Annotated in this window: 12 protein-coding genes; 7 read left to right on the top strand and 5 right to left on the bottom strand. The window is 68.3% G+C overall.

Translation table 11 applies throughout. The annotated features are described in order from the left end of the window. Positions 1-372 precede the first annotated feature (372 nt). Complete coding sequence (locus ACTZWT_RS23365; protein ID WP_444772075.1) at positions 373-933, top strand: cytochrome b; 561 nt, start codon at positions 373-375, stop codon at positions 931-933. 17 nt (positions 934-950) lie between these two features. On the opposite strand, the gene ACTZWT_RS23360 is transcribed toward ACTZWT_RS23365, so the two are convergent. Beyond that, positions 951-1331, bottom strand: coding sequence for a carboxymuconolactone decarboxylase family protein (locus ACTZWT_RS23360; protein WP_444772074.1), 381 nt, complete (start codon positions 1329-1331; stop codon positions 951-953). A 155-nt stretch (positions 1332-1486) separates the two neighbouring features. On the opposite strand from ACTZWT_RS23360, the gene ACTZWT_RS23355 reads away from it, so the two are divergent. Next, on the top strand, positions 1487-4033 hold the full coding sequence (locus ACTZWT_RS23355) for a TIGR02302 family protein (protein WP_444772073.1): 2547 nt from the start codon (positions 1487-1489) through the stop codon (positions 4031-4033). A 180-nt stretch (positions 4034-4213) separates the two neighbouring features. Here the strand turns inward: ACTZWT_RS23355 and ACTZWT_RS23350 are convergent, their stop codons facing one another. Next, positions 4214-4591 (bottom strand): response regulator, encoded by a 378-nt coding sequence (locus tag ACTZWT_RS23350; protein ID WP_444772150.1) that lies wholly within the window; start codon positions 4589-4591, stop codon positions 4214-4216. Then, a complete protein-coding gene (locus ACTZWT_RS23345; RefSeq protein ID WP_444772072.1) occupies positions 4591-5472 on the bottom strand; it encodes an MJ0042-type zinc finger domain-containing protein in 882 nt (293 codons plus the stop codon). Before ACTZWT_RS23345 ends, ACTZWT_RS23350 begins: the two co-directional genes overlap by 1 nt. A 143-nt stretch (positions 5473-5615) precedes the next feature. Between ACTZWT_RS23345 and ftsE the strand changes: the two genes are divergently transcribed. The 4 genes from ftsE (at position 5616) to ACTZWT_RS23325 (ending at position 8954) form a co-directional block, all read left to right on the top strand. Then, complete coding sequence (gene ftsE, locus ACTZWT_RS23340) at positions 5616-6275, top strand: cell division ATP-binding protein FtsE (protein ID WP_322514582.1); 660 nt, start codon at positions 5616-5618, stop codon at positions 6273-6275. Beyond that, a complete protein-coding gene (locus tag ACTZWT_RS23335; protein ID WP_444772071.1) occupies positions 6268-7248 on the top strand; it encodes a cell division protein FtsX in 981 nt (326 codons plus the stop codon). Before ftsE ends, ACTZWT_RS23335 begins: the two co-directional genes overlap by 8 nt. Positions 7249-7405: 157 nt before the next feature. After that, entirely contained in the window at positions 7406-8128 is a 723-nt protein-coding gene (locus ACTZWT_RS23330; protein WP_444772070.1) for a YdcF family protein, read from the top strand. 13 nt (positions 8129-8141) lie between these two features. Next, positions 8142-8954: a lysophospholipid acyltransferase family protein gene (locus ACTZWT_RS23325; RefSeq protein ID WP_444772069.1), complete on the top strand. Its 813-nt coding sequence runs from the start codon at positions 8142-8144 to the stop codon at positions 8952-8954. 243 nt (positions 8955-9197) lie between these two features. Here the strand turns inward: ACTZWT_RS23325 and ACTZWT_RS23320 are convergent, their stop codons facing one another. After that, positions 9198-9776, bottom strand: coding sequence for a gamma-glutamylcyclotransferase (locus tag ACTZWT_RS23320; RefSeq protein ID WP_444772068.1), 579 nt, complete (start codon positions 9774-9776; stop codon positions 9198-9200). A gap of 159 nt (positions 9777-9935) precedes the next feature. Between ACTZWT_RS23320 and ACTZWT_RS23315 the strand changes: the two genes are divergently transcribed. Further along, the gene (locus ACTZWT_RS23315; protein WP_444772067.1) at positions 9936-11129 is read left to right on the top strand and encodes a DUF2125 domain-containing protein; all 1194 of its coding nucleotides are present in this window, start codon (positions 9936-9938) and stop codon (positions 11127-11129) included. Positions 11130-11352: 223 nt separating this feature from the next. On the opposite strand, the gene ACTZWT_RS23310 is transcribed toward ACTZWT_RS23315, so the two are convergent. Beyond that, positions 11353-12975 (bottom strand): ABC-F family ATP-binding cassette domain-containing protein, encoded by a 1623-nt coding sequence (locus ACTZWT_RS23310; protein WP_444772066.1) that lies wholly within the window; start codon positions 12973-12975, stop codon positions 11353-11355. Positions 12976-13201: the final 226 nt, after the last annotated feature.

Here is a 13201-nt window from a genome sequence, read left to right as displayed (position 1 = left end):
GGCCTTCCCCTTCGCTGATGCTGGAAGCAAGGGGTGGGACCGCCAGAACGCGGTGAACAAAAGCTGGCGGTCCCGGATCGCGCATTGCAATCGTGGCCGGGATTGCGGCGTCGCCGGCCAGTTCGCGCGACGCGGTGACCGTATCGATCCGCCGCGCCGCAGCAATGCAAACCGCCGCTTAACCTAACCGATCAACCTTAACGCGGCGCGCCGGCGGCGGCTGGTCGGTTCACGGTACCGCAAAGCGGGACCGATGCGGCTGCACGTCATGCGCGAGCCTTACATTCGCCATCAGCGGACCGCTCAACACCGCTGCCGCCATCGCCGGCCGGGCCCGCGCCCGCATCCACGTCGATCCAGGACAATCGGGACATGAGCCAGGCCGCGCACGACGATGTCGTGGACAAATATCCCGCGACGCTCCGCATCCTGCACTGGCTGCGCGCGCTGCTGATCCTCGGATTGATCGCGGCGGGCTGGACGATGACGTCGCTCGACGACGAGACCGCCGCGAAATTCGAGCAGCTCTATCCGCTGCACAAATCCTTCGGCGTGCTGGTCTTCCTCGTCGTGCTGGTGCAGCTCGGCATCCGGGCGATGTCGCGCCTGCCGGGGCCGGCCGAACTGCCGGCGCACGAGCGCGTGCTTTCGCATGTCGTGCATGTGGCGATCTACGCGCTGCTGCTGATCGTGCCGCTGATGGGCTATGCGATGTCCAGCAGCTTCACGCAGAGCGACGGCGTGACGTTCTTCGGCATTCACCTTCCCGAGTTGCTGCCGAAGAACGATTCCTGGTTCCGGATCTTCCAGTTCCTGCACAAGACGCTGGCCTATACGCTGCTGGCGCTGGTCGGCCTCCACGTACTCGGCGCGCTGAAGCACCGCTTCTTCGACGCCAATCCGAAGGCCGACGTGCTGCCGCGGATGTTGTAGCGCGGCGCTGCGGCGCGTCAGCCCTTGTCGACCTCCGCGAACACCTCGCGGGCGATGCGGAAGCTGTCGACGCCCGCGGGGACCCCCGCGTAGCAGGCGACCTGCATGAAGATCTCGCGGATCTCGTCGCGGCTGACGCCGTTGGTCAGCGCGCCCTTGATGTGCACGCGCAGTTCGTGCGGCCGGTTCAGGATCGCGATCATCGCCAGATTGAGCATGCTGCGGGTCTTGCGCGGCAGTTCCTCGCGGCCCCAGATCGCGCCCCAGCAATATTCGGTGACCATTTCCTGGAACGGCTTGTTGAAGTCGTCGGCGTTCTTCAGCGCGTTTTCGACATAGGCTTCGCCCAGCACCGCCTTGCGGATCTCGAGCCCCTTGTCGTGCGTCGTCTTGTCCATCGTGGGTCCTCTTGTTGCAATGGCGCGGACGTTACGGATTGCCGCCGGCGCCGTCACGCATTCGTGTGAGGTCAGGCCGGGCCAGCCGCGACGCTCCGAGGTGCCTCGTTGCCGCCGTCGTGGTAGGCTGTTCTGGTTTCAACCCGGAGAGATAGTTGAGCGGACGCAGTCCCGACCCTTCGCAGCCCCCGCGCGATCCAGACGCGACCGCGCGGCTGCGGCTGGCCACGGCGCTGCAGCGCGCAACGATCGCGATCGCCTGGGAGCGGAGCTGGCCGCTGCTGGTCCGGCTGCTGAGCGTCGTCGGCCTGTTCCTGGCGGCGTCCTGGGCCGGGCTGTGGCTGGCGCTGCCGTTCACCGGGCGCATCGTCGGCCTGGTTCTGTTTGCGGCGCTGGCGCTTGCTGCGCTTTATCCGGTCATCAGGTTCCGCTGGCCGAGCCGCGACGAGGCGCTGTCCCGGCTCGATCGCAACACCGGGCTCAAGCATCGCCCCGCGACCGCGCTGACCGATACGCTGGCGTCGAGCGATCCGGTGGCGCAGGCGCTGTGGCGGGCGCAGCGCGAGCGCACGCTGGCGGCGCTGCAGGGGATTCGCGCCGGGCTGCCGGCGCCGCGGCTGGCGAAGCACGATCCATGGGCGCTGCGCGCCTTGGTCGCGGTGCTGCTGGTCGCCACCTTCATTGCCGCCGGCGAGGAACGGACCTCGCGCGTCGCCGCGGCATTCGACTGGAACGGCGCGCTGGCCGCGCCGAACGTCCGGGTCGACGCCTGGGTGACGCCACCGGTCTACACCAACAAGCCGCCGATCATCCTGTCGGCCGCCAACAGGGACCTCGCCGCGCAGAACCAGGCCGCGCTGCCGGTGCCGGCCGGTTCGACCCTGCTGGTGCGTTCCAGCGGCGGCGATCTCGACGTCGCGGTGACGGGTGGCATCGCCGAGTCGAAGCCCGAGGGCGAGGCGCCGACGGGCACCAGCGAGCGGCATTTCAAGATCACCGGCGACGGCACCGCGCATGTCCGCGCCCCGTCCGGCCAGCCGCAATGGGCGTTCAAAGTGACGGCCGATCATCCGCCGTCGATCGCTCTGGCCAAGGAGCCGGAGCGGCAGGCGCGCGGCTCGCTGCAATTGTCCTACAAGCTCGAGGACGATTACGGCGTCACCGAAGCGCACGCGCTGATCAGCAAGGCGCCATCGACGGCCGAGCAGAGCAGCGACACGCCGCGGCCGTTGTACGAGCCGCCGGAATTCGCACTGATGCTGCCGAATGCGCGGACCCGCGCCGGCGTAGGCCAGACCGTGAAGGATCTCAGCGAGGATCCCTATGCGGGCGCCGAAGTGACGCTGACGCTGACCGCGAAGGACGAGGCCGGCAATGAAGGCCGCAGCGAGCCGCACAAGATGCGGCTGCCGGAGCGGCTGTTCACCAAGCCGCTGGCGCGCGCGCTGATCGAGCAGCGCCGCATCCTGGCGCTCGATGCCACCAGGAACGCGCAGGTCTACACCGCGATCGACGCGCTGATGATCGCGCCGGAAGCGTTCACGCCGGACGCCGGCCAGTATCTCGGCCTCTACACCGTAGCCGACCAGCTCGAACGCGCCCGCACCGACGACGCGCTGCGCGAGGTGGTCGCCAGCATGTGGTCGCTCGCGCTGGCGATCGAGGACGGCGATACGTCCGACGTCGAGAAGGCATTGCGCGCCGCGCAGGACGCGTTGAAGCAGGCGCTGGAACGCGGCGCCTCCGACGAGGAGATCAAGAAGCTCACCGAGAACCTGCGCGCCGCGCTCGACAATTTCATGCGCCAGCTCGCCGAGCAGATGAAGAACAATCCGCAGCAGCTCGCCCGCCCGCTCGATCCGAACACCAAGGTGATGCGGCAGCAGGACCTCAACAACATGATCGAGCGGATGGAGCGGCTGTCGCGCTCCGGCGACAAGGATGCCGCCAGGCAATTGCTCGAACAGCTCGCCCAGATGCTCGAGAATCTGCAGATGGCGCAGCCCGGCCAGGGCGGCGACGACGATCTGCAGCAGTCGATGAACGAACTCGGCGACATGATCCGCAAGCAGCAGCAGTTGCGCGACAAGACCTTCAAGGAAGGCCAGGATCAGCGCCGCGACCGGATGCGCGGCCAGAACGGCGAGCAGAGCCTCGGCGACCTGCAGCAGGATCAGCAGAACCTGCAGGAGCGGTTGCGCAAATTGCAGCAGGAGCTCGCCAAGCGGGGGCTCGGTCAGAGCCCGCGCGGCCAGCAGGGCGAGCAGGGCCAGGGTCAGCAAGGCGAACAGGGCGAGCAGGGCGAGGGTGGTCTCGGTCAGGCGGAGTCGGCGATGGGCGACGCCGAAGGCCGGCTCGGCGAAGGCAATGCCAGCGGCGCCGTCGACTCGCAGGGCCGCGCGCTCGACGCGCTGCGCAAGGGCGCGCAGAAGCTCGCCGAGGCGATGCAGCAGGGCGAAGGCCAGGGCGAAGGCCAGGGCAACCGTCCCGGCCGCCAGCAGAGCAGCGGCGCCAACACCGATCCGCTCGGCCGGCCGTTGCGCGGCCGCGAATTCGGCGACGATCTCACGGTGAAGATTCCCGGCGAGATCGACGTCCAGCGCGTCCGCCGCATCCTAGAAGAGCTGCGCCGCCGCCTCGGCGATTCGGCGCGGCCGCAGATCGAACTCGATTACATCGAGCGGCTGCTGAAGGATTACTAGGGCGATTAGCTAACGCCGAGCATGGCGCAACCTCTCCCGCCTGCGGGAGAGGTCGGATCGCGCAGCGATCCGGGTGAGGGCACTCCGCTCCGCGAGTCGCTGACTCTCTGCCTGGGGCGCCCTCACCCCCCCCTCTCCCGCAAGCGGGAGAGGGGGCGCGCTGCGGTCCGGCGCTGGCGATCAGCCGGTCTTCTTCGCCGCCAGCGCGTCGGCCACCGCGTTGCGGATATCGGCCACCGAGAACGGCTTGGTGATGACGTCGTGGATCAGGGCGTCGAGCCCGGAGGCGCGTTCGCGCTGATCGGCGAAGCCGGTCATCAGCAGGATGGTGAGGTCGGGGAAATCGCGCGCCGCCGCCAGCGCCAGCGCGATGCCGTCCATGATCGGCATCTTGATGTCGGTCAGCAGCAGGTCGAACCGGCCGGCGTTCTCGATCAGGATTTCCAGCGCCTCGCTGCCGTCCTGGGCGGTGACGGTCTCGTGGCCGTCCATGCCGATGGCGCGCGCCACCAGCAGGCGCATCGATTCCTCGTCGTCGGCGATCAGGATTCGCGCCATCATGCGCCGCCTGTCATGAGATCGCGCCGGTTGAAGAAGCGCACGTCGATGAAGCGGGCTTCGGCGGGCGGCGACGCCAGCCGCGACCGGAACCAGGCCTGTTCGCCGGGCCGCAGCACGGTCTGCTCCAGCACCGCGTTCCAGGCGTAGATCTCGGTGCCGCGCTCGTCGCGGACCACGAAGCGCAGCCGCGGCAGATCCGCCGGCTTGCGGCCGAGCCCCATGATCATGCCTTCGATCACCAGCACCGGCTTGGACTCCACCGTCTCGCGGCTGATCTTGACGTCCTTGATCGCCAGCGAGCGCAGATTCACCTCGAAGCCGACCAGTCGGTAGAATGCCCCGGTCTGCGGCATCAGCCGCACCACGTCGGTGCGCCAGATCAGCAGCCCCAGCGCCAGCGCGCCGAACGCGGCGCAGGCGGTCGAGGCGGTCAACACCGATTTGATCGTGCCGACCGGGTCCTGTCTGAGCGGCGTGAGCCGCGCCTTCAGCCCTTTCGGGCGGCGGGATCCGAACGAGCGTTTGCTGCGCTTGCGGCCCGCTCGCGGCAGGGCCTCCGCATCTGCATCGGGCTCCGGTTCGGGCGGCGTGCGATCCTCGACCGTCGGCAGTTCGGCCGCGATCGGCGGGCTGTCGACGACCGGCGTGTCCTGGTCGTCGTCGGTCAGACCCCAGCCGGCGTCGGCGGCGAGATCGTCGGTCGGCTGCTTGTCCTCGGCCGTCATCGCCGCGACGCGCGCCTCGCTCTGGATCACGTCCTCCGGACGCGCCAGCCAGACTTCCTTGCAGCGGGAGCAGCGCACGGTCCGGCCGGTGTCACCCAGTTTTGCCGGATTGATCGCATAGGATGTCGTACAATGGGGGCAGACGATATGCATGACGAATCGCTGGCTATGGTCCTCGCCCGATCCTAGCCGGCGTCCGTTAACGAACCGGAAACCATAACCGCCCCACAACCGAGGCACGGGCATTTGGCGTGGCGTGCCCTTTCCCGCTGCGCCGATCGCGATCGGAGCTGAATTTGGTCCGCTTCGAAAATGTCGGCCTGCGCTATGGGCTCGGTCCGGAGATCCTGCGCGATCTCAATTTCGCGATCCCGGCGCATTCCTTCCAGTTCCTGACCGGCCCCTCGGGCGCGGGCAAGACCTCGCTGCTGCGGCTGTTGTTCCTGTCGCTGCGTCCGACCCGCGGGCTGGTCAATCTGTTCGGCAACGACGTCTCGCTGTTGACCAAGGACGAGGTCTCGGCGCTGCGGCAGCGGATCGGCATCGTGCTGCAGGACTTCCGCCTGCTCGACCACATGACCACCTACGAGAACGTCGCGCTGCCGTTCCGCGTCACCGGCCGCGACGAATCCAGCTATCGCAAGGAGGTCATCGATCTCCTGAAATGGGTCGGGCTCGGCGAGCGGATGGATGCGCTGCCGCCGGTGCTGTCCGGCGGCGAGAAGCAGCGCGCCGCGATCGCCCGCGCGGTGATCGGCCGGCCGCAATTGCTGCTGGCCGACGAGCCCACGGGTAACGTCGATCCGACATTGGGCCGCCGCCTGCTGCGGCTGTTCATCGAACTCAACAAATCCGGCACCGCGGTGGTGATCGCGACTCATGACATCAACCTGATGGATCAGTACGAGGCGCGCCGCATGGTTCTGCATCAGGGGCGGCTGCACATCTATGAATAGGCAACCGCGACAGGGCGATCCGCGCGACGTATTGGTCGATCTCGGCGACGAGCGCCCGCAGGTGCCGGCGCGGGCGCGCAACCAGTCGCCGATCGTGCCGCGGGCCTCGATCGCCGGCCGCGCCTTGGTCGCCGTGGTGGCGATCATGACGTTCCTCGCCTCGATGACCACCGGCGTCGTGCTGCTGGTCAGCGCATCGGCGGCGGAATGGCAGTCCGACGTATCCAGCGAGATCACCGTTCAGGTCCGCTCGGTGCAGGGCCGCAGCCTGGAGCGCGACGTCGCCACCGTCGCCGAGGTGGTGCGCAACCAGCCCGGCATCGTCGAGGTGCGACCGTTCACGAAGGAAGAATCCGCCAAACTGCTGGAGCCGTGGCTCGGCACCGGGCTGTCGCTCGACGATCTGCCGGTGCCGCGGGTGATCGTGGCGCGGATCGCGCCGGGCACCGCGCTCGATCTCGCCGGTCTGCGCGGCCGCATCGCTCAGGCGGCGCCGGGCGCCACCGTCGACGATCACCGCGCCTGGATCGAGCGGATGCGCTCGATGACCGGCGCCACGGTGTTCGCCGGCATCGGCGTGCTGGCGCTGGTGATCGTCGCCACCATCATCTCGGTGTCGTTCGCGACCCGCGGCGCGATGGCGGCCAACAAGCCGATCGTCGAGGTGCTGCATTTCGTCGGCGCCAGCGACCGCTTCATCGCCGACCGCTTCTTCCGTCACTTCCTGATGCTCGGCCTGCAGGGCGGGCTGATCGGCGGCGGCGCGGCGGTGTTCGTGTTCGGCTTCTCAGAATCGGTCGCGACCTGGTTCTCCGGCACGCCGGTCGGCGACCAGTTCGCGGCGCTGCTCGGAACCTTCTCGCTGCGCCCCACGGGCTATCTGGCGCTGGCGGGGCAGGCGGCGCTGATCGCGGCGATCACCGCGCTGGCGTCGCGCCGCACGCTGTTCAGCACGCTGAATGCGATCGATTGACGCCGCCGCCACAGCCGCGGCCGGCCGGACCCAATTCGGACGCCCGCCGGACTCCCTTTCGCCTGAAAACGCACTAGAGTCCGGTCGTCTTTCGCCCAGCGAGGTCCGCCGAAAGAAGCCGCACCGGCGGCCCGCAATCGAGGTATATCGGCATCCGATGGATCCGCGCTCTGCCCAGTTTCCGCCCGACCAGCGCCAGGCCAGACCGATTCGCCGGTTCGGGCTGCTGCGCGCGGCCTTCGCGGCCGTGCTCGGGCTCGGCGTGCTCGGGGTCGGGGGCTTCGTCGCCTTCCTGCTGCAGTTGCGGGTCGAGGAGGCCAGGCCGGCCCGCGCCGCGGACGGCATCGTGGTGCTGACCGGCGGCTCGTCGCGGGTGTCGGACGCCGTCGAGCTGCTCGCCTCCGGCTACGGCAAGCGACTGCTGATCTCCGGCGTGCACCGGACCAACGGCGCCAGCGACATCTCGCGCTCGGTGCCGGACAGCAAGGACTGGCTCGGCTGCTGCGTCGATCTCGACCGCTCGGCGGTCAATACCCGCAGCAACGCCGCCGAAACAAGGCGCTGGGCGCACGAGCGCGGCTTCCGCTCGCTGATCGTCGTCACCTCCAATTACCACATGCCGCGCGCGATCGCCGAAATGTCGCACGCAATGCCGGACGTCGAGCTGATCCCGTTCTCGGTGATCGGCGAGAAGTGGCGCGACGAGGCGTGGTGGAGCAGTGGCGCGACGCTGCGGCTGCTGCTATCCGAATACGCCAAATACGTCGCCGTCGAAGCGCGGGTGCGGCTGGCGCGACTGGGCATCGACATCGTGCCCGAAGCCGCGGAGCAGTCGCCCGAGTCGGTGGCCCACAAACCCGCGACGGCGCTCGCCAACTGACCGGATCGTTTCGATGACGAGCATTTTCGTCCGTTCGTTGATTTTCAACGTGCTGTTCTATCTGCTGCTGGTGTTCTGGATTCTGGTCGCGGTGCCGACCTTCGTGCTGCCGCGCCAGGCGCTGATCGGGGTCGCCAAGCTGTGGGGCCGCAGCAGCATCTGGCTGATGCGTGTCGTCTGCAATACCAAGGTCGAATTCCGCGGCCTCGAGAAGATTCCGCAAGGCCCGCTGATCGTCGCGCCGAAGCATCAGTCGATGTGGGAGACCTTCGCGCTGCTGCAGTTCTTCGACGCGCCGCTGTACATCCTGAAGCGCGAGCTGACCTGGATCCCGTTCTTCGGCTGGTTTCTGATCAAGGCCGACATGATCGCGATCAATCGCCGCAAGGGCGGCCGCATCCTGATGGAGATGGCGCGGCGCGCCAGCGAGGAAGTCAACCGCGGCCGGCAACTGATCATCTTCCCGGAAGGCACCCGCACGGCGGTCGGCGCGCCGCCGCACTACAAGGCCGGCGTCGCGCAGATCTATGTCGACTGCGACGTGCCGTGTCTGCCGGTGGCGCTGAATTCCGGGCTGTTCTGGCCGCGCCGCCAGTTCATGCGCTACCCGGGCACGATCGTCGTCGAATTTCTCGATCCGCTGCCGGTCGGCCTGTCGCGACGGGAATTCATCGACACCGTCAGCGAACTGATCGAGTCCGCGAGCAACCGGCTGATCGAAGCCGGCCGCAAGGAGCAGGAAGCGCTGTTCGGCCGGGTGCCGAGCGCACCGAACGCCCAGCCGTCCGCCCCGGCAGTCGCCAAGCGCGAAATCGGCAATCAGTAAAGCCAGGTTCAACTGATCGCAGCCTTCTCCCGCTCGCGGGAGAGGGCCGGGGTGAGGGCGCGCCGAGCACTGAGTTTGCGTCGTCCGCCGACTGCTCCCTCTCCCGCTTGCGGGAGAGGGCTGGCGTGAGGGCGAGCCGAGCACTGTCTTTGCGATTCGCCGAGAGCCCTTCCCCCACCCGGATCGCTTGCGCGATCCGACCTCCCCCGCAAGCGGGAGAGGTTGCGCCTTGCCGGTTGCTGGTCAGCGATGCGGCGGCGTTTCGTCGCGCAGGCCCTCGGCGATGCGGTGCAGATGCGGGTCGCGGCAGCCCTGGGCTTCGAGCGAATGCACCGTCGACAGCACGTAGTCGCGGTTGGCCCCGGAGCGGCCGTGTCCCTGCCGGACCAGCCGGAGCTGCTCGGCCGGCGTCAGGCGGCCGGCATATTGGGCGTGGCCGCGATCGACCACATAGGCCAGCGCGCTGATCCGCCGTCGCGCGTCGTCCTCGAGCCAGACCGAGCGCTTGACCTCGCGATACACGCTGGTGACCTGCTCGCGCTCGCGTAAGTACGCCACCGTCTGCATCCGGTGTTCGTCGGCGACCCGGAAGGCGATGCCGCGGCAGGCGCCGCCGCGGTCGAGCCCGAGCACCAGCCCCGGCTGTTCCGGCGTGCCGCGATGCACGAACGAATACACGCACAGCGCCCGGTGCTCGCCGATCAGCCGCGCCGGCACCTGCTCGACGAAGGTGAAGCCGGGGCTCCACATCAGTGAACCATAGCCGAACACCCACAAATCGCCGTCGGACAGCTCGGAATCGGACAGGGTCTTGGCGGACATGACGGCGGGCTATCGCTCTAATGACAAATTCCGTCTGTACCCCAAGAGCCATGCGGATGTCAGCGATTTCGCCGCTGATCCGCTGCGCGGTTCCGGCATGGCGCCGCCGCCGGGGTTGCCCCGATTTGCCTTTTCAGGCGCACACTCTAAGTAGGCTCGATGACAAACCTCCCGCTGCCCCCCCGCCGCCGGCTGTGGCCGCTGTTCCTGATGCCGGCGCTGCTGCTGATCGCCGCGATCGGCTGGAGCCTGTTCTGGTTCATTTCCGCGTCGCAGGTCGACCGCATCGTCGACGCATGGCGGGCGCGCGAGGCCGCCGCCGGCCGGGTCTATGATTGCGGCGACCGTTCGGTCGCGGGCTTCCCGTTCCGCCTCGAAGTGCGCTGCACCGACGCCAGCGTCGCGCTGACCTCGCAGACCGCCGAGCAGGTGGCGAGCCGGACGCCGGTGACGGCGAAGCTCGCCGAGATCCTGGTGGTGTCGCAGATCTACGATCCGAGGCTGCTGATCGCCGAATTCAAGGGCCCGGCAAGCTTCGCCGATCGCGGCCAGCCGACCTCGATGGTGCTGAACTGGGCCACCGCGCGCAGCAGCGTCGCCGGCCTGCCCGGGCCGCCGCAGCGTATCGCGCTGGTGTTCGATGCCCCGGCGCTCGACCGCGTCGACGGCGCCACGCAGGTGCCGCTCGCCCGCGCCCGCCAGGCCGAGATGCACGCGCGCCAGGTCGAGGGACCGACGCCGGGGCAGCCGCGGATCGAGACGGATTTCCGCTTCGAAGGCGCCAGCATTCAGGACGTGCATCCGCTGCTCGCGGAGCTGTTCGACGCGCATCTGCGCGTGGTGCTGAGCGGACTGAAGGATTTCCGGCCGAAGCCGTGGCCGGAGCGTTTCCGTGAGTTGCAGGCGGCCGGCGGCAGGATCGAGTTTCGGGAGGCCCGCATCCAGCAGGGCGAGATGATCGCGACCGCGATCGGCGCGCTCGGGCTGACGCCGACGGGGAATGTCGACGGTGAATTGCAGATGGTGGTCGCGGGGCTCGACAAGGTGATCCCGAAGCTCGGCATCGACAAGGTGCTGGAAGAAGGCGTGTCGCAGTCCACGCTCGATCGCCTCGCGCCCGGCGTGCGTGCGAACGACGTCAACAACGTGCTCGGCGCGCTCGACCGCGCCATTCCCGGCCTCGGCCGCGTGGTCCGCCAGAACGCCAATGTCGGCGTCGCCGCCGGCATCAGCGCGCTCGGCCAGGAGGCCACCCTCGAAGGCCGCCCCGCCCGCGCCTTCCCGCTGCGCTTCGTCGACGGCGCGGTGATGCTGGGGCCGATCAAGGTCGCGCAGATGAAGCCGCTGTTCTGAGGACGTATGGCGCTGATTGTTTGAAGTAAGCGTCTCCCCTCGTCGCAGTGCGCCCCCTCTCCCGCTTGCGGGAGAGGGCTGGGGTGAGGGCGCCCCAGGCACTGACTCAGCAAGCTCGGAGAGGAGTGCCCTCACCCGGATCGCTGCGCGATCCGACCTCTCCCGCAAGCGGGAGAGGTGCCCAACGCGCCGCCTCGCGCCCAACTAATCAGCTCGCTGACGACTAACCATGCAGCCCCGGCGCCTCGTGGCCCGTCCTCGCCACGTATTCCGTGTAGCCGCCGCCGTATTTGTGGATGCCGTCGGGGGTCAGCTCCAGTACGCGGTTCGACAGCGCGCCGAGAAAATGCCGGTCGTGCGAGACGAACAGCATGGTGCCCTCGTACTCGGCGAGCGCCTTGATCAGCATTTCCTTGGTGGCGATGTCGAGATGGTTGGTCGGCTCGTCGAGCACCAGGAAGTTCGGCGGGTCGTACAGCATCTTCGCCATCACCAGCCGCGCCTTCTCGCCGCCGCTCAACACCCGGCACTTCTTCTCGACGTCGTCGCCGGAGAAGCCGAAGCAGCCGGCGAGCGCGCGCAATGAGCCTTGTCCGGCTTGCGGAAACCACTCTTCCAGCGAGGCGAACACGGTGAGTTCGCCGTCGATCAGGTCCATCGCGTGCTGGGCGAAGTAGCCGAGCTTGACGCTGCCGCCGAGCGCGACGCTGCCGTCGTCGGGCGGCGTCGATCCGGTGACGAGCTTCAACAGCGTCGACTTGCCGGCGCCGTTGATGCCCATCACGCACCAGCGCTCGCGGCGCTGGATCTGGAAGTCGAGCCCGTCATAGATCACGCGGCTGCCGTAGCGCTTGGATACGCGCTTCAAGCTGACCACGTCCTCGCCGGAGCGCGGCGCCGGCAGGAAGTCGAACGCGATGGTCTGGCGGCGGCGCGGCGGCTCGACCTTCTCGATCTTGTCGAGCTTCTTGACCCGGCTCTGCACCTGCGCGGCGTGCGAGGCGCGCGCCTTGAAGCGCTCGATGAAGGCGACTTCCTTGGCCAGCATCGCCTGCTGGCGCTCGAACTGCGCCTGCTGCTGCTTGTCGGCGAGCGCGCGCTGCTGTTCGTAGAATTCGTAATTGCCCGAATAGCTGGTCAGCGTGCCGGCATCGATCTCGATGATCTTGTTGACGATGCGGTTCATGAACTCGCGGTCATGCGACGTCATCAGCAGCGCGCCCTCGAAGCCGCGCAGGAATTGTTCGAGCCAGATCAGGCTTTCGATGTCGAGATGGTTGCTGGGCTCGTCGAGCAGCATCACGTCGGGGCGCATCAACAGAATCCGCGCCAGCGCCACGCGCATCTTCCAGCCGCCGGACAGTTTGCCGACGTCGCCGTCCATCATCTCCTGGGTGAAGGACAGGCCGTCCAGCACCTCGCGGGCGCGGCCCTCCAGCGCGTAGCCGTCGAGTTCCTCGAAGCGGTGCTGCACCTCGCCGTAGCGCTCGAGGATCTGCTCCATCTCGTCGGCCCTGTCGGGATCGGCCAGCGCGTGTTCGAGTTCGGCCAATTCAGTGGCGACCTCGCTGACCGGCCCGGCGCCCTCCATCACCTCGGCGACGGCGCTGCGCCCGGCCATCTCGCCGACGTCCTGGCTGAAATAGCCGATGGTCAGGCCGCGATCGACCGAGACCTGGCCCTCGTCGGGGGTCTCGGTGCCCTTGATCATCCGAAACAGCGTGGTCTTGCCGCTGCCGTTGGGCCCGACCAGCCCGATCTTCTCGCCGCGCAGCAGCGTCGCGGAGGCCTCGATGTAGAGGATCTGGTGGCCGTTTTGCTTGGAGATGTTGTCGAGACGGATCATGGGCTCACAAAGCGAGGAAAATGCTGCGGCGCGTTTAGCCGAAACCGGCTGGGCGCGCCAGACTCCGTCATTGCGAGCGAAGCGAAGCAATCCAGCGCCGTGCAGCGCGCTCCCTCTCCCCGAACGCGGGGAGAGGGCTGGGGTGAGGGGGCGTCTCCGCGAGTCTGAGCGGCTCGGCTTTGTCGAGGCGGGGGGGGGGGGGGGGGGGGGGGGGGGGGCGGCGGGG

Origin of the sequence: Rhodopseudomonas sp. NSM, from assembly GCF_052445935.1 — a bacterium.
GTDB lineage: Bacteria > Pseudomonadota > Alphaproteobacteria > Rhizobiales > Xanthobacteraceae > Rhodopseudomonas.
Note: the sequence above shows the minus strand (reverse complement) of the source record. Positions and strands in the feature narration are given on the sequence as shown.